Origin of the sequence: Capnocytophaga canimorsus (assembly GCF_002302565.1) — a bacterium.
Lineage (GTDB): Bacteria > Bacteroidota > Bacteroidia > Flavobacteriales > Flavobacteriaceae > Capnocytophaga > Capnocytophaga canimorsus.
In genome coordinates, this window is sequence record NZ_CP022382.1 from 1080748 (window position 1) to 1098170 (window position 17423).

The 17423-nt window shown below is 36.7% G+C and carries 16 protein-coding genes; 7 read left to right on the forward strand and 9 right to left on the reverse strand.

The features are described 5' to 3' along the window. Nucleotides 1-38: 38 nt before the first annotated feature. Nucleotides 39-215: a CAL67264 family membrane protein gene (locus CGC47_RS04685; RefSeq protein WP_172915144.1), complete on the reverse strand. Its 177-nt coding sequence runs from the start codon at nucleotides 213-215 to the stop codon at nucleotides 39-41. Nucleotides 216-353: 138 nt separating this feature from the next. On the opposite strand from CGC47_RS04685, the gene CGC47_RS04690 reads away from it, so the two are divergent. The 3 genes from CGC47_RS04690 to CGC47_RS04700 all read left to right on the forward strand — a co-directional run bounded on the left by CGC47_RS04690 (nucleotide 354) and on the right by CGC47_RS04700 (nucleotide 3611). After that, nucleotides 354-1982 carry an acyl-CoA carboxylase subunit beta gene (locus CGC47_RS04690; protein WP_042002067.1) on the forward strand — a complete coding sequence of 543 codons (1629 nt, stop codon included), beginning with the start codon at nucleotides 354-356 and terminating at the stop codon, nucleotides 1980-1982. Between the two features lie 85 nt (nucleotides 1983-2067). Continuing rightward, nucleotides 2068-2724: a CBS domain-containing protein gene (locus tag CGC47_RS04695; protein ID WP_042002064.1), complete on the forward strand. Its 657-nt coding sequence runs from the start codon at nucleotides 2068-2070 to the stop codon at nucleotides 2722-2724. Between the two features lie 2 nt (nucleotides 2725-2726). Continuing rightward, entirely contained in the window at nucleotides 2727-3611 is an 885-nt protein-coding gene (locus tag CGC47_RS04700) for an NAD kinase (RefSeq protein ID WP_042002061.1), read from the forward strand. A 58-nt stretch (nucleotides 3612-3669) separates the two neighbouring features. On the opposite strand, the gene CGC47_RS04705 is transcribed toward CGC47_RS04700, so the two are convergent. The 3 genes from CGC47_RS04705 to def are packed head-to-tail and all read right to left on the reverse strand — an operon-like array spanning nucleotide 3670 to nucleotide 6154. Continuing rightward, on the reverse strand, nucleotides 3670-5079 hold the full coding sequence (locus tag CGC47_RS04705; RefSeq protein WP_095900061.1) for a leucyl aminopeptidase family protein: 1410 nt from the start codon (nucleotides 5077-5079) through the stop codon (nucleotides 3670-3672). Nucleotides 5080-5102: 23 nt separating this feature from the next. Then, the gene (locus CGC47_RS04710; protein ID WP_095900062.1) at nucleotides 5103-5531 is read right to left on the reverse strand and encodes a DUF5606 family protein; all 429 of its coding nucleotides are present in this window, start codon (nucleotides 5529-5531) and stop codon (nucleotides 5103-5105) included. A 32-nt stretch (nucleotides 5532-5563) separates the two neighbouring features. Continuing rightward, a complete protein-coding gene (def, locus tag CGC47_RS04715) occupies nucleotides 5564-6154 on the reverse strand; it encodes a peptide deformylase (protein ID WP_013997919.1) in 591 nt (196 codons plus the stop codon). A gap of 298 nt (nucleotides 6155-6452) precedes the next feature. On the opposite strand from def, the gene CGC47_RS04725 reads away from it, so the two are divergent. Both CGC47_RS04725 and CGC47_RS04730 read left to right on the forward strand, forming a co-directional pair. Then, nucleotides 6453-6893 carry a FixH family protein gene (locus CGC47_RS04725; protein ID WP_042002058.1) on the forward strand — a complete coding sequence of 147 codons (441 nt, stop codon included), beginning with the start codon at nucleotides 6453-6455 and terminating at the stop codon, nucleotides 6891-6893. Between the two features lie 4 nt (nucleotides 6894-6897). After that, nucleotides 6898-7632 carry a sulfite exporter TauE/SafE family protein gene (locus CGC47_RS04730; protein WP_042002055.1) on the forward strand — a complete coding sequence of 245 codons (735 nt, stop codon included), beginning with the start codon at nucleotides 6898-6900 and terminating at the stop codon, nucleotides 7630-7632. A gap of 70 nt (nucleotides 7633-7702) precedes the next feature. Here the strand turns inward: CGC47_RS04730 and fabV are convergent, their stop codons facing one another. From fabV to CGC47_RS04755, 5 genes are all read right to left on the reverse strand, one after another. Then, on the reverse strand, nucleotides 7703-8902 hold the full coding sequence (gene fabV, locus CGC47_RS04735) for an enoyl-ACP reductase FabV (protein WP_042002052.1): 1200 nt from the start codon (nucleotides 8900-8902) through the stop codon (nucleotides 7703-7705). Nucleotides 8903-8996: 94 nt separating this feature from the next. Continuing rightward, nucleotides 8997-10934 carry an LTA synthase family protein gene (locus CGC47_RS04740; RefSeq protein ID WP_042002133.1) on the reverse strand — a complete coding sequence of 646 codons (1938 nt, stop codon included), beginning with the start codon at nucleotides 10932-10934 and terminating at the stop codon, nucleotides 8997-8999. A 153-nt stretch (nucleotides 10935-11087) separates the two neighbouring features. Beyond that, nucleotides 11088-11507 carry a Holliday junction resolvase RuvX gene (gene ruvX, locus CGC47_RS04745; RefSeq protein ID WP_013997913.1) on the reverse strand — a complete coding sequence of 140 codons (420 nt, stop codon included), beginning with the start codon at nucleotides 11505-11507 and terminating at the stop codon, nucleotides 11088-11090. 2 nt (nucleotides 11508-11509) lie between these two features. Beyond that, the gene (locus CGC47_RS04750; protein WP_147269751.1) at nucleotides 11510-13819 is read right to left on the reverse strand and encodes a hypothetical protein; all 2310 of its coding nucleotides are present in this window, start codon (nucleotides 13817-13819) and stop codon (nucleotides 11510-11512) included. Nucleotides 13820-13877: 58 nt separating this feature from the next. Further along, nucleotides 13878-15386, reverse strand: coding sequence for a GH3 auxin-responsive promoter family protein (locus tag CGC47_RS04755; protein ID WP_095900065.1), 1509 nt, complete (start codon nucleotides 15384-15386; stop codon nucleotides 13878-13880). 59 nt (nucleotides 15387-15445) lie between these two features. On the opposite strand from CGC47_RS04755, the gene CGC47_RS04760 reads away from it, so the two are divergent. Beyond that, nucleotides 15446-16234 (forward strand): DUF2797 domain-containing protein, encoded by a 789-nt coding sequence (locus CGC47_RS04760; protein ID WP_042002046.1) that lies wholly within the window; start codon nucleotides 15446-15448, stop codon nucleotides 16232-16234. Between the two features lie 84 nt (nucleotides 16235-16318). Next, nucleotides 16319-17266: an NAD-dependent epimerase/dehydratase family protein gene (locus CGC47_RS04765; RefSeq protein ID WP_013997909.1), complete on the forward strand. Its 948-nt coding sequence runs from the start codon at nucleotides 16319-16321 to the stop codon at nucleotides 17264-17266. The last annotated feature ends 157 nt before the right edge of the window (nucleotides 17267-17423 follow it).

The window sequence follows — 17423 nt, forward strand, 5'->3', positions numbered from 1 at the left end:
TTAAACAAAAAAGTAAGATAATGCTCAAAAAAACACATTTAAACGCGTCCCTTTAAAGCATTAAAAACCCAAGCAATGGCAAAAAAGCCGATACCTACAGATGCAAATCCTATGCCAGCACTATCATTATATCGAAATATTCCTAAGGCTATGAGTCCCAAACCTACAATAATCATAATCAGTGTAGCATATCCTAAAACTGTATTTTTATTCATTCCCATTGTTACTAGATTTATTGAGTTAGTTGATTTGTAAATTTGTTAATAGTAACTGCAAATATCGGAATTTTTTGACAAAAGACGTTTTTATAAAATCTGTTTTTGTAATTTAGCCCGAAAAACCTTTAACGAGTAATGGATATCCAATTTAACATCAATGAAGATTTTAATAAGCTTGAAATAAGCGAATTACGCAGGAGATTAGCTAAAGTAAAAGAAGGAGGTGGTAAAAAACGCCTTGAAAAATTGCACCAACAAGGGAAGCTATCCGCTCGTGAACGCATTGAATATCTGTTAGATAAGGATAAAGAACATATCGAGATAGGCGCTTTTGCAGGAGAAGGAATGTATCCCGAACACGGTGGTTGCCCATCGGCTGGGGTGGTGGTTGTAATTGGCTATGTGTCAGGAAAACAATGTGTTGTGGTAGCAAATGATGCTACTGTAAAGGCAGGAGCTTGGTTTCCTATCACGGGCAAGAAAAATCTTCGTGCTCAAGAAATTGCCATCGAAAATCGTTTACCAATCATCTATTTGGTGGATAGTGCTGGGGTGTATTTGCCAATGCAGGACGAAATTTTCCCCGACAAAGAACATTTCGGACGAATTTTCCGTAATAATGCGATAATGAGTAGTATGGGTATCACGCAAATCGCAGCTGTTATGGGAAGTTGTGTTGCAGGTGGAGCCTACTTGCCCATTATGAGCGATGAAGCTCTGATTGTGGATAAAACAGGAAGCATCTTTCTGGCAGGAAGTTATTTGGTAAAGGCAGCTATTGGGGAAGATATTGATAATGAAACGCTTGGTGGAGCTACTACGCATTGTGAAATCAGTGGAGTGACCGATTTTAAAGCCAGAGATGACAAAGATGCATTGGACAGAATCAAGCGAACGATGGCAAAAATCGGTGCTTATGAAAAAGCAGGATTCAATCGTGTTGAAGCTCAAAAACCACTGAAAAATCCGCAGGAAATTTATGGTATTTTGCCTAAATCACGAGCAGAACAGTTTGATATGATGGAAATTATCCTTCGTCTGGTGGATAATTCTGAATTTGATGAATACAAAGCAGGTTACGGACAAACACTCATCACAGGATATGCTCGAATTGATGGTTGGGCAGTAGGAATTGTTGCCAATCAACGTAAAGTGGTGAAAACCAAAAAAGGTGAAATGCAATTTGGTGGTGTAATTTATTCCGATAGTGCGGATAAGGCCACCCGATTTATAGCTAATTGTAATCAAAAGAAAATTCCCTTGGTGTTTCTGCAAGATGTTACAGGCTTTATGGTGGGGTCAAAATCTGAACACGGCGGTATCATTAAAGACGGAGCGAAAATGGTAAATGCGGTGGCAAATTCAGTGGTGCCTAAATTCACTATTGTTGTTGGGAATTCCTATGGTGCAGGAAATTATGCGATGTGTGGAAAGGCGTACGACCCGCGTTTAATCGTTTCGTGGCATAGTGGAAATATTGCTGTAATGGGGGGAAATCAAGCTGCTAAGGTTTTGTTGCAAATCGAAACTGCTTCACTCAAAAGCAAAGGTCAGGAAATTAGTAAGGAGCAAGAACAAGCGTTGTACGATAAGATAAAATCAAAATATGATGAGCAGATTTCACCATACTATGCTGCCGCCCGACTATGGACAGATGCTATTATCGACCCGCTCGAAACCCGCAAATGGATTTCAATCGGTATTGAGGCTGCTAATCACGGCCCTATCGAAAAATCATTTAATTTGGGAATTTTGCAAGTGTAAATACAATCAAAAACCTAAAAATCAACCTATTAAAAATAGGTTTTTTTTCACTAATTTTTATTATCTTGCCGAAAACATCTCTCTTATGGCTGTATTTAATTCATTACGAACAGACTTGCCTTTGATTACGTATGAAACATTGGCAAAGGATTTAATTCATCTGTTTGAAAAACAAAACCTTACACACTTACCCATTTTACACAATGAGCTACTTGTGGGTATGCTTCCTAAAGAAAGCATTCTTGAAAGCACCCCTCAAGATACGGTAGCATCATTGAGTTATGATTTGGAAAGATATCACGTACTGCCCAATGTACATTGGCAAGAAGCTTTGGAAACTTTTGGCAAATTTGACACCAACATCCTTCCTGTTACCGATGAAAAAAACCAATATTTAGGCTATTTTTCACTCATTGATTTTATTCATTTGTTTTCAGAAACACCTTTTCTTAAGGAATTAGGAAGTTTCATCGTTTTGGAACGAAATGATATTGATTACTCACTCAGCGAAATTTCACAAATCGTGGAAAGCAATCAAGCTAAGATATTAGGTGCTTTCGTTTCGGATATGACAAACGGAAAGGTACAAATTACCCTTAAAATTTTTGGGGGTGGACTTTCGGAAATTTTGCAAACGTTTCGGCGTTATGGTTACACCATCGTTTTACAAAAAGAAGATGATTTATACCTTAACCAACTGAATGAAAACTCAGATTACTTTGAAAAATATTTAACGCTATAACTATGAAAATAGCCATTTACGCCCAACAATATTCTGAAAGTTACAAGAAAGTTTTTTCGGATTTATTCTCGGAATTTCTAGTCTCTGAAGAAGTTTATGTAGAGCAGAAGCTACTTGCAGCGCTAAAAAGCAAATTTTCGAATTTGAACCATCTGAAGTCTTTCGCCCATTTTTCAGACTTAGATGCCTCTTTTGATGTAATGCTTACCATAGGGGGCGATGGTACTATTTTACGCGCCATTACTTATGTTAGAGACACAGGCATCCCCATATTAGGAATCAATGCTGGTCGGTTAGGCTTTTTGGCTACTATACAGAAAGATGAACTTAAAGCAATGTTTGAGGCTTTACGAAACAAAACCTATTTGATTAAATCACGCAGTGTCATTGAAGTTTTTACTAAAGAAAACGGTATGCCTTTGAGCGATATTAATTTTGCCTTAAACGAAGTTACCGTTACTCGAAAAAATACCACTTCAATGATCACTATTGATACTTGGCTCAATGGCGAATTTTTGACCTCATATTGGGCTGACGGACTGATTGTTGCCACGCCAACGGGCTCTACTGGATATTCACTAAGTTGCGGTGGACCTGTAATTACTCCTCAGGCACAAAACTTTGTCCTTACCCCCATTGCTCCTCATAACCTCAACGCAAGACCCCTTGTCATTCCTGATGACACCGAAATTCATTTAACAATTTACGGACGTGAAAAAAGTTATTACGTTTCTATGGATTCTCGCTTAGAATCGGTTTCTAATAAAGTTTCAGTAATTCTGCGCAAAGCTCATTTTGCTGTAAAAATGATTGAATTTCAAGACCGAAGTTTCTTAAACACCCTGAGAAATAAATTGCTTTGGGGTGAAGACAAACGCAATAAATAAAAATACAATCTGAAAAATATTTTGTTTTTCAGATTGTATTTTGTTTTAAATCAATACTTTAAACTACTTCTTCTTTTAAAAAATCGTAAAGCAATCGTACTCCTACTCCCGTAGCTCCTGCCTTATAATACCGGTATTCCGAATTTAAAAAAGCCGAACCCGCAATATCAATATGTAGCCAAGGATAATCGGTAAAATGCTCTAAAAACTTTCCTGCTGAAGAGGCACCTCCCTCTGGATTTCCTAAATTCTTGATATCCGCAATATTCGATTTTAAATCATCAGCAAACTCATCCCAAAACGGAAGCTCTACCAAACGCTCGTGTACATTTTCTCCTGATGTTTTGAGTTGTTTTTTAATCACTTCGGAAGCATTCCCCATAAAGGCACTTCCGTAATGCCCTGTAATTCGGGCAGCAGCACCAGTAAGAGTTGCCAAATCAATAACTAATTTGGGTTGATAACGTTGGGCATATACCAAGGCGTCGGCAAGTATAAGTCGTCCTTCAGCATCTGTATTTTTAACCTCAACGGTAGTTCCGTTCATCATTGTTAAAATATCATCAGAAACAAAAGCATTGGAATTCACACGATTATCAGTAGCTGGAATTAACCCAATGATATGCACAGGAAGGTTATTTTTTGCCACAGCACAAAACAGCCCTACCACAGCAGCGGCTCCCGCCATATCCGATTTCATTGTATCCATATAGCTTCCTGGCTTGATATTATAGCCTCCGGTATCGTAAACTACTCCTTTTCCAACGAAAACATACGGATTTTTATTAACTGCATTGGGTGGACTCCAAGTAAGCACATTGAACGTAGGCGGAATTTCACTACCCGCATTAACCCCTAATAAACCTCCCATTTTTAGGGTGCTAATTTGCGTCTTATTCAACACATTAACCTCAAAACCAAACTGATTACCCAAAGCTAACATTTCCTCAGAAAATCGAGTCGTATTTAAGGTAGAAACAGGTTCATTCACCAAATCACGAGCAATATTCACGCCCTGAATAATATGAGTAAGTTCTTGAGCTATCGACTTGGAAAAATGGGCATACAAGATTAAATTACATTCTTCTTTTTTCTCTGTTTTATATTTAGTAAACTGATAGTCACTCAAAAACATACCCTCCAAAAGTGATACGGTTGTGGCTGTATCAAACTCCGAAACAAAATACGCCGATGCGTAGGATTCTTTCTTTAAAAGACAACATATTTGATGCCCTGCAAAACGCGCCTTTTCCCAATTATCGGTATGTTTGTTTGTTTTTTCAATTAGCAACGCCACCACCACGGGTTTTTCAAAAAAAGGTATTGAAATTACCGTATTTTGCTTTTTTTCCAGATATTTTTTAACGTGCGCTTGTACTCCTTCAGGCAGTTTGCCGATAGTGTCAACCACATAAATTACAGCTTCACCTTGTGCTTGTTGATGATTTTCAAGTGCGTGTATTTTCATCTGCTAAGTTATTTTTATCAGATTTAGGCTTGATTTTCTTCTTGCTCAATCTCCTCAACAACATCCTCTGCATCTAAAAATCCTTTATCAATAAGAAGATTATACCATTGAATAATTTTTCGCATATCACTGGCATACACCTTATCTTCATCATAATCAGGAAGTACACTAAAAAAATAAGCCTCTAATTCGGTTTTATCTGCCTTATGCGATATTTGGGTTTGACCTCCGTTTTCTTTCTCTTTAATGGCTTGAAACACCTTTGAAAGAGGCACTTCTTTTTCCAAAGTATATACCGCAATTTCTGACAATAAACTTACATTATTACGAATCCCCACGCTCATACGCTTCCCGTCTAACAAAGAGGTAGCCAAAAAGCCACTACGGGTTTGTGATTCTAAATAATACAATCCAGGTTTGCCTGAAATGGCTAATACTTTATTCAATTTCATAGTGAATTTATTTTTTAAATGATTAATTTTTGTTATCTTGTTCTTTTAGCTTCAGGAAAGCGCATACGATAATCTACATTTACCTTTCCCTTACTAATGTTGGCAAGTTTTCCCTTAAGAAGTTGTTTTTTGAAAGCAGACAGCTTGTCGGTAAACAAAATGCCCTGAATATGATCATACTCGTGCTGAATAACTCGAGCTGCTAAGCCACCTACTGTCAACCTTTGTGGTTGAAAATGTTCATCCAAAAATTCGATGGTAAGTGTTTCGTGGCGAGACACATCTTCCCGAACCCCTGGGATACTCAAACATCCCTCGTTAAAGGACCATTTTTCGCCCGTTTCTTCAACAATTTTGGCATTAATAAAAACCTTACGAAAATTTTTAAGTAGAGTACGTTCTTCTTCACTTAAATCTTCATCATCACTGAAAGGCTCAGCATCAATGACAAACAAACGTATGGGAAGCCCTATTTGAGGGGCTGCCAAACCTACACCGTGACTGGCTTCCATGGTTTGAAACATATTATCAATCAATGTTTTTAGGTTCGGATAATCGGGCGTAATGTCAGCACAAACCTTACGTAACACGGGGTCACCGTAAGCTATAATGGGTAAAATCATTTTTTATATATTTGAATTAGGCAGAAAAAATTGCTCGGTGAAGTTCCACAAAAACAATACCACAGCACTGCAATTTGCAAAGATAACATTTTTGTACAATCAAAAAACTTATAAAAAACGAAACTTCGTTAAATCGGCTCTAATTCTCATCAAATCAACTTGTTTACCGATGAACAAATAATACAATCGGGTGAATCTAATGAGAAATCAGTTATTATTTTGTACCTTTGCACAAGTTTTTCTTAAAACTCAACAAACGAGAGTAATTTTTATTTAAACCTCTAAAAATAAAATCACTATGAAAATAAATTGGGGAACAGGCATCGTTCTAGCTTTTGTTTTTTTTATTGCATTTATCTTGTACTTTGTAATTCAGATGAGTACAAATAAAAAATATGATCACGAGTTGGTTACCGAGGAATATTACAAAAAAGAATTGGCTTTTCAGGAATCTTTACAAAAAGAAAACAAAACCCAAAAAGACCATATGACTGTAAAAATTGAAATTGGTGAAAGGGGACTTTCCTTGAATTTTCCTAATCAAAAAGACATTCAAGGTTTTGTTAACTTCTATCGCCCTTCGGACAAATCCAAAGACTTTCAATTACCAATACAAGTACACGCTGGGCAAATGTTCATACCAATGGAGCAGTTAGCTCAAGGACGTTGGAATATTCAAATTAACTACGTTTGGCAGGGCGAAGAATATATGAGTACACATAAAATAAACATCAAATAAACCCTTGATTTACACCGCTTTCATATTAGGTTTCTTGGGAAGTTTTCACTGCGTGGGTATGTGCGGCCCGCTAACTTTGTTGTTACCTCTACATCATAAGCATCCGCTGATAAAAGCCCTACAAATAGTCGCCTACCATCTAGGAAAAGCACTTACCTACACGACTTTAGGACTTGTTTTTGGGCTTTTAGGCAAAGGGTTATTCATACGTGACTATCAGCAAACATTTTCTATTTTGGTAGGAATTTTAATGATTCTCATCGTTATCTTACCTTTGTTCAAAATTAAACTCTCATTTTTTGACAAGCCTATTTACCTCTGGGTAGGAAAAATAAAACACTCTTTAGGGAAAGAACTACGTAACAAAAACGCTTTCTCAACCTTTACCATTGGTTTTTTTAACGGATTTTTACCCTGCGGATTGGTCTATATGGCGCTATTCGGAGCTTTAGCACAAGACACACTTCCACAGACCTTATTTTATATGTTTGTATTTGGGTTAGGTACCGTTCCGCTACTTACCGTCGCTATTTATTTGGGGAACTTTTTAAGCAACAAAACCAAAAGGTACGTTCAAAAATCGGTACCTGTTTTCATTATAATTATGGGAATTCTATTTATTTTGCGTGGCGCAGGAATAGGCATTCCTTATGTATCGCCTTCGAATATGAATTTAATGATTAAAGCCAACCCCGATTGTGTGATTCCAGCCCCTATTTTAGAAGAAAATCAAAAATAATAATCAAATAAACAAAAAATCCTGAAAAGAAATTTCCTCTCAGGATTTTTTTGTATTACTATTCCATTACCTATTTTATACTAGGCACTTCTACCATTTCATTGGTATCTGCATCATAGTCAATAACATCATAGTTAAACCCAAACAGATTAAAGAAATCATTTCGATAGCCTTCAATATCTGAAATTCCACTTAAATTTTCAGTAGTTGCCATCTCCCACAAACGAGCTACTTCCGCTTGAACATCATCACGCATCTCCCAATCATCAATACGAATACGTCCTTTTTCATCTAAAGGCACATTACCCTCTTCAGTATATAGCCTTTCGTTAAACAGACGATATATTTGTTCGATTGTTCCCTCGTGAATTCCCTTTTCTTTCATCACCTTGTACAATAGCGAAATATACAAAGGCACCACAGGAATAGCCGAGCTGGACTGCGTCACTAAAGCTTTATTCACAGAGACATACGCCTTCCCTGAAACCTCTTTCAAAAGATCAGTAATAGTAAAGGCAGTAGCTTCCAAATCATCTTTCGCCTTACCGATAGTTCCATTTCTATAGATGGGAAAAGTAAGCTCTGGTCCTATATAAGAATAAGCTACTGTTTTCACTCCCTGAGCTAAAACTCCAGCTTTTTGCAGTTCTTCCAACCAAAATTTCCAATCCTCGCCCCCCATTACAGCTACAGTGTTTTCTATTTCTTCTTGTGTCTCTACTGGATTTATAGTAACTTCGGAAACCACTCCTGTATGAAAATCTACCGTTTTATTTACGTAAGGCTTACCAATAGGCTTGAGTACCGAAGCGTAAGCAACTCCAGTTTTAGGGTGAGTCCTACGTGGTGATGCCAGACTATACACCACCAAATCCACCTGACCTAAATCTTTTTTTATCAAATCAATAGTTTGTTTTTTTACCTCATCGGAAAAGGCATCGCCATTGATGGATTTGGCATAAAACCCCGCTGCGTGAGCTTCCTTTTCAAAAGCTGCCGAATTGTACCAACCCGATGTACCAGGCTTGCCTTCGGTGGCTGGTTTTTCAAAAAACACTCCCACCGTAGCAGCGCCACCGCCAAAAGCAGAAACAATTCTTGACGACATTCCAAACCCCGTAGAAGCGCCTATAACTAATACTTTCTTGGGAGCATTTGTTATCTTTCCTTGATTGCGAACGTATGCTATCTGATTTTTAATGTTTTGAGCCGTTCCTTCAGGATGAGAAGTAAGGCATATAAATCCGCGTGTTCTTGGTTTTATTATCATAATAATTGATTTTTAACGATTTAATAACTAATTTCTTACTGAATTTTGGTCAAATGTAATGAATTTAGGCGTGAAAATAAAATTTCGCTTTTAGCTAGTTGGGGCTACCTAATTTTTGCTGTATGATTCGATGCATATAATCTTGCATAAAAGCACGTAAATCTTGGGTGCCTTTTTCAATTTCAGTATTATTTTCTTTGCCTAACAAATTCTCTTTTAGAGCCTCATCTTCAACTTTATACACACCATTGAGTTTTCCTTCCGGATTCATTACATAAATATAATTTCCTTGCATTAACTGATAAAATTGAGCATTTGAAATATAAGCTCTAGGCGATTCTTTATCCGAAAAAAGACTACGCCCCCAACTTCGTATAGGCTGGTTATAGCCTATCAAATCTGTCAAAGTAGGATAAATGTCAATTTGTTGTGCGATATCGCTAGACTTACCTACGCCAACCCAATTCGGATTAGGGCTATAAAACATAATCGGGATTCCAGTTGAGGTTATCGGTTGACGATATAAATCATAATACACTGTATTGGGGTGGTCGGCAGTGAAAGCAAAAATGGTATTTTCAAACCAAGGCTCTTTTTGAGCGCTTTCAAAGAAACGCTTCAGAGCATAATCCGTATAACCAATACAAGGATGTATATTTACGTACCCTTGTTTAAATTTACCTTCGTACTGCTCAGGAATTTTATACGGATGATGTGACGAAACCGTAAAAATAGTAGCCATAAAAGGCTGATTTTTATCGCTTAAAACAGTATTCATATACTGCATAAAAGGCTCGTCCCAAATCCCCCAAATCCCGTCATAATCAGCATCATTGTTATATTGTGTTTTTCCGTAATAATGTTTGTATCCTAAAATATTTGAAAATCCTAGAAAACCCATTGAACCATTGGGTGCCGAGTGAAAAAACGAAGTATCATACCCCATAGCATTACATACCGACACAATAGATTCTGTAGATTGCTTTACAAAAGGTGATGAAGTATAAGCAACCTGAAAAGTAGGAATTCCTGCTAAAATAGAAGACATTCCGTGAATGGACTGTCTGCCGTTACTATACGCATTATCAAAAACATAAGCGTGTTGTGCCAAAGAATCCAAAAAAGGAGTAAACGACTCAAAATTAGGAATATTACGAGAGGTATTCATACTTCCCCAATATTCTCTCGAAAAACTTTCCAAAATGAAAATAACCACATTAGGGCGTTCTTTCATCTCTCGAGAGTACATTTTTATCGGTTGTACGTTTTCTTTTATATATTTCTCATCTACAAAATGATATTCTTTAAATCCTTTATTTTTTCCAAAAGTCCGAATCAGCGTAAAAGGCGTGTTTAGAATAGCATCTGCGTGGGCTGCTATTTGTACGTGCCGACTAGCATCGAGAATGTTAATGGGACGTGTTGCTGTTGCCAAATCACCCCCACGAATACCTGCCACTACACCCACTCCTATAAAAACAAAAGCTACAAATGAAGCCACCCAATATCGCCAAGTTTTTTTTCTATTATCTTGCCTTATTTTTACTCTCTGATACAGAAAAACCCACAATGCTAACAATACGATGAAAATCAGTAAAACATACCAATACATTGTTAGAAAAGTAAGCAAGAAAGTCCCCTTATTTTGCTCATTCTCAACCACGGCAAACGAAGCCGTCGTAAGCCTTGACTTACTAAATGGATAATACACCATATCAATAAAATTGGTAGCATAAGCTAAAGCATTGGTCAGAAAATAAACCCAAAAAATTATTTTCTGGAAATAAGGCTTGGTATTTATCAAAAGAGGAAGGACGCTCAGCAATATAAAAAGCAGATTGACGTACAATATCGCCGTGGTATCAAAAGCAATTCCATAATAGAAAAACGAACCTATTTGCCTAGCAGTCACTTTTCCTACGGCTTCGACATTGAATATCAGAAACAATATTCTGGCAAAAAAATAAAACAAGTACACTAAAAAAATACGATATGCAAACACGGCATATTCATTCCAACGGATACTTTTCATTTGAATGTGATAATTTTTATTGTTTTCAACTAAGAGTAACACCAGCCCTTATTAGAGGACTACAAAAATAGTTTGAAACATCGATTTTTACAAAATGTATCTCCTCCTATTGATTATTAGAAATACAAACAACAGATTTTCTTTAATTTACACTTAATATCTATTTTTCTGCTCTAGATATGATTGTAATATCAGGGTAGCACTCACTTCATCTACCAATGCTTTATTTTGTCGTTGTTTTTTTTTGACGCCACTATCAATAAGCGACTGGAAAGCCATTTTTGAAGTAAAACGCTCATCGACACGAACGAAGCGTACCTCTGGAAATGTTTTTTCAAGTTGTTTAACAAATGTAGTAATATAAGCCTCACTCTCCGACACCTCATTATTAAGCCGTTTGGGTTTACCAATTACAATTTCTGAAACGGATTCTTTACTTAAATAAGTTTTTAAAAAATCAAGAAGCTGTGGAGTGGCAACCGTAGTCAGCCCTGAAGCGATAATTTGCAAGGGGTCTGTTACGGCAATACCTGTTCGCTTTGTTCCATAATCTAAAGCTAATATGCGTGTCATTATTATTGAGGAATTAAAGTACCGATTTGATAAACAGCTAAAGTGTTATCATCTTTTGCTATAGCTATCCAAACGTTTTTGTCTAAATCAACATCTATATCAATAGCCTTTCCCTGCAATGGAAAGCCCTGAATTTCTCGTGCATTATCATTCCACAAGTACACCTTATGGGTAGAGCTATCGGTAGCCGAAATATAATTAACCCCTCGTATTCGGAATGTTTTCAAGTTCTGAAAATCAGATGTAGGCAAAGAGATGTTTTGTTGCCCTATACGTAGCGTATCTGCAATGATTTGAGCAGCAATATGCCGATTTGCTATCCAATGCTGATTTGAAGCTACAGTACCTTTATGAATGGTTACTTTTCCTTTCAAATCAACGCCAACAACCTCCCCCGTTTGAGTTTTCATCATAAATTTATCTTCCAAAAGCAGGGGTAAATCTGACGAAAACGAAAATTTTTCATCCACAGCGATACGTACTCCACCATTACGATGCAAAATACGAAAATCTCCTCGCTCAGTACCATAGACCAAAAAATCCATACTTTGAGTACGAAAGTGAACGGGCGTATGCAACAAATCACTGGCTTCGGCAGGAGGTAAAAACCCCGAAATGGGCTGTCCTTTTTTATCCAGCAGATGAATTTTATTACCTTGAGCCAATACAAAACGATAGTCTAAATTTCCCTCATAATCGTACACGGATAAAGGACTAATCTTTTCATCATACTTTTTAGGGAAAGGACTAACGGTGTTTCCGTTTCGGTCAATTACCCAAAGTGATTTTTCCGTAGAAAACGCCATTTGCAAATATCCGTTTTTAAACAAATCTACCTGATAGATTTTAGATTGTATTTTTCCGTCAAGTTTTTTCTTCCAAAGCAAATTCCCCGTATTACCAATCAGATAGAGATTATAGTGAGCATCTTGAACAACAATTTCACGACGTTTGGTTCGATGGTTTGTCACAATTTGAGGACAAATGAGCATTTTTGCTTCTAAAACAAACTCAAAACGCTCATTAAGTGAAGTTTCTGACTTTTCAATTTGTTGCTTTTTACTGATGAAATTAAAAATATAATAATCATCTTGAGCCGTCATTTGAAAACTGACCCAACGATAATTTTTGGCTATTTTAGGATATTTTCCTACAAAATCAGGGTCAGATTGCAAATTTACCACTTGGGTCATTCCTACCGAGGAAGCCATTTCTTGTTCCAATTGTGCATACGAGGCATTAAAAGGAAGCGTTTTTTGGGCTCTGACTTGGTCAACAATAGCAATAAGAGACTGTTTTTCTTGCGAAAAAATAAGAAAATCGTCATAAAGGCAAACAAATTTAGGTGAAAAATCTGTTTCAAATCGATCAAAAAAAGCGGAAAATTCAGCCTCTTGAGCAAGTTCAAACAAAGGAAAATCCACCTGCAAATCTTCCTGTAAAATAGGAAGTTGTGCCAAACTATAACGGGTATCATCTGAAGCTACAAAACAAAACGCAAGAGCATCATTTTTACAGAAAGTTATCCCACGAACTGATTTTTCAAAGGAAGTTGCTTCTTGTGCCAGATGCTTATTGCTATAACTAATGTATTGTAAGGTATTTGAAGGCATCATCTTTACCGCTTCTTTGGCGTGGTCAGAGGGGTAAAAAGTGCTTTTAGCATCAGCAGATGCCGATATTACCGTGCCACTCAAACGGATGTCATTTTCACTCAAATGTAGGTCAAAAGAAAGCCAACTTGCAAAATATTGAGTGAAATTTCCATTAAAAAACACTCCCAGAAAGTCTTGTACTCGTTCTTTGGTAATCAATATATTAGCAATACTTTGAGGATCAGAAGAAGAAAGCAATGTGTTTATTTCCTTATTTTCAAGAAGAGGATTTTCTTTCTGCTTATCTAAAAACTCATCAGAACTAATAATCAACTGTTTACCCACAAAAGTATAAAACCATTTTGAGGTTAATTTCTTTTGAGTAAGTAGTTGCTCAACAAATGACTTTTCTTCTAATGCTGTTATCAAATAAGTATTCTCTGGAGTAAACGCCAACCCAATTTCATCTTGTGAAGGAAGTTCAGACAAAATTGTAACTACATCACTAGAAATACTTTGTAGGTTTATTTCCCGCCAAAAAGCATTATTTTGAATTGCACTTAAAAAAACATCTTTTTGGTTAATTTTATACGCTATTTGCGTTTTCTGGGGCAACCAAAAATGCTCCGATTCGGCATTTTTTTGCTTATCGGTACAAGAAATCACACATAAAATCAAAAATAAAAAGATTATGCTTTGTTTGATCTGTGCCCCCATTTTCATTACATAAAATTTACTAAAAAATGTTCCAAAAGAGAATATTTTGATTAAAAGACTACAATTTGAGAAGCTGTTCTAAATATTCTCTATTATTTGATAATCGTGGTACTTTATTTTGTCCTCCGAGTTTTCCGTTTATTTTGAGCCAATCGTGAAATAAGTTTTTTCGTCCTACATTTATTTTTGGGGGATTGAGCGTCATATTATTATAGCGTTTTGCCTCATAATCAGAATTGAGTTTTTTGAGTTCGTTATCTAATATCTCGGAAAATTGAGCCATATTTTCAGGAGGAGTTTCAAATTCAATAATCCATTCGTGTCCGCCCTGTTGTTTGCCTTCCATAAATATGGGAGCGACGGTGTAATCTGTCAAATGGCTTTGAGTAAGTTCACAAGCTTTTTCGAGGGCTTTTTCGGTATTTTCGATGATGAGTTCTTCGCCAAAAACATTGATAAAATGTTTGGTACGCCCCGTAATTTTAATACGATACGGAGCCACAGAAGTAAACCGAACCGTATCACCAATGATGTAACGCCACAATCCGCCATTGGTGGTAATTACCATTGCGTAGTTTTTGCCCATTTGTACTTGATGCAGTGGTATGGCTTTTTGTTGTGGAGTTCCGAAAGTATCCATCGGAATGAATTCATAAAAAATACCATAATCAAGCATCAACAGCATTTCATCAGAGCCATTTCGGTCTTGAATGCCGAAAAATCCTTCCGAAGCGTTATAAATTTCATAATAACGAAAATTATCAGAAGGCAATACTTGTCGGTATTGTTCCCGATAAGGCACAAAACTGATACCTCCGTGAAAATACACCTCCAGATGTTGCCAAACTTCCAGTAAATGCGATTTTTGAGTGGCTTCAAGCACCCGATTAAGCAATACGAGCATCCACGAAGGCACCCCTGCCATACTGGTTACATTCTCATCTTTAACCTCATTTACAATTGCTTTGAGTTTACTCTCCCATTCAGTCATTTGCGAAACTTTGTTCCCAGGAGTACAGCTAAACTCTGCCCAAAAAGGCAAATTTTCAATCAAAATTGCGGACAAATCTCCAAAAAAAGTACCATTCTGCTCATATAACTCTTTACTACCACCAAGTCGTAAGCTCTTACCAGTAAATAATTTAGAATTTTCATTATTGTTCAAATACAAACAGAGCATATCCTTCCCTGCTTTGTAATGACAATTTTGCAAAGCCTGATCACTAACGGGAATGAATTTACTTTTGGCATTGGTAGTACCACTGCTTTTAGCAAACCACTTTATGGGGGTATTCCAAATAATATTACTTTCTCCCTTCCTTGCTCGTTCAATGAAAGGTTCAAAATCTTCATAAAAAACTAAAGGCACACGCAAAGCAAACTGCTCATAATCTTTAATAGAAGAAAAACCATATTTCTGCCCAATTTCAGTGTTTTTTGCCGCTTCAATAAGCTGACTTAAAACCCGTTCTTGAACCCGATGGGGGTAGTTTACAAATTCCTCTATCTGACCAATACGTCGTTTTAAAAACCAAGATGTTATAGAATTGAATAGCGCTAATGGCATTTTATTATTACTTTTACAGAAATTTTTAATTCGTTGGTAAATATAATAAAACTTTATTTATGTTTGAAGGAGTACTAAAAAAAATGATTACAGAAGCCGATCGTCCTGTACGTTATTACTTGCAATTGAATACGGATTTTTTAATGATGAATGAACTCATCGGTAAAAAAATATCTATAGAATTTTCTCATTTTCAATGTTTAAACTGCTCAAGAAATGAACCTTTATTTCGGCAAGGATTCTGTAAAGGTTGCTTTTTTGAAATTCCGCAAGCAGCCGATTGGATTATGCACCCCGAACTTAGTAAAGCTCACTTAGACATCGAAGATCGCGATTTGACATACGAAAAACAAATGCAGCTACAACCTCACGTGGTGTACTTAGCCAATTCAAGTGATGTTAAAGTAGGGGTTACTCGAAAGTCGCAAATTCCCACCCGATGGATTGACCAAGGGGCTCATCAAGCTCTAATTGTTGCCGAATTGCCCAATCGTTACTTAGCAGGAATTACGGAAGTAGCTCTGAAAAACTATGTTTCAGACAAAACCAATTGGCGAAAAATGGTAACCAACACCATAAACGACATCAATCTACAACAAATTAAAGAAACCTTAGCACCACATCTACCCGATGAAGTCAAAGCCTTCTATTCGGCTTATCATCAGGAATATCACATTGATTTTCCTGTGATAAAATATCCTGAGAAACCCATTTCCTTAAACTTACTCAAAACCCCTTACTACGAGGGAATCCTTACTGGAATAAAAGGACAATATCTTCTTTTTGAAGACAATACCATCTTTAATATTCGTAGCAACGAAGGCTTGGTAGTGAGACTAAAAATGTGAAAAAAATAACATCGTTTCATAAGTCAAAAACAAAAACAAATTGTACTTTTGTAAGCGTTAATTTTAAAACCATTCATCATTAAAATGACTACTAAAGTATTGATAACCGGTGCAGGCGGACAGCTAGGCAGTGAATTGGTGGAAGCCTTGGCGAACAAATTTGGCAAAGAAAACATCGTAGCCACAGACATAAACGAAAAAGTAGCTGAAAAATTTTCATACTGCACCTTTGAAGTTTTAGACATAAAAGATATTGCTCGTCTAGAGCAGTTAGTAGAAAACTACCAAATTACCCAAATTTATCATTTAGCGGCATTACTTTCAGCCGTGGGAGAACGAAACCCGTTATTCACTTGGGATTTAAATATGAACGGACTTTTAGGAGTTTTGGAAATCGCTCGTAAAAAGAACATTGACCGTGTGTTTTGGCCTTCATCTATCGCTGCCTTTGGAGTTAATACTCCTAAGAAAAATACACCACAAGATGCTCCTACCGCACCAGGAACTGTTTACGGAATCACTAAAATTTCAGGAGAACTTTGGTGTCAATATTATTTTGAAAAATACGGTGTAGATGTACGTAGTTTGCGCTATCCTGGACTAATTGGCTACAAATCTTTACCTGGAGGAGGTACAACTGACTATGCTGTGGACATTTATCATAAAGCTATTGCAGGGGAAACCTTCTCTTGCTTTTTGTCGGAAGACACTTATTTGCCTATGATGTATATGCCCGATGCCATTAAAGCTACTTTGGATTTGATGGATGCTCCAAAAGATCAGGTTAAGGTACGTACCTCGTATAACGTATCGGCACTATCTTTCTCACCCAAAGAAGTCTATGAAAGTATTTTGAAATTCATTCCTGATTTCAAAATCGAATACGCTCCTGATTTCCGTCAACAAATCGCTGATAGTTGGCCTGATAGCATTGACGACTCTCGTGCAAGAACAGATTGGGGCTGGAAACCCACTTATGACTTAGACAAAATGTCAGAAGATATTATTACCCATTTGAAACAATCGAAATAATTTTTTCATAATCACTTTCATTGCTTAAAACGCCTAGAAATTTACTTTTTAGGCGTTTCTTTCTTTTAGATTTGTGTGTAAAGATTCAATATAAAACTGATAACTACCAATAGTTACAAAACTTTATCAAAATTTTCATTCTTCTACAATTGTACTT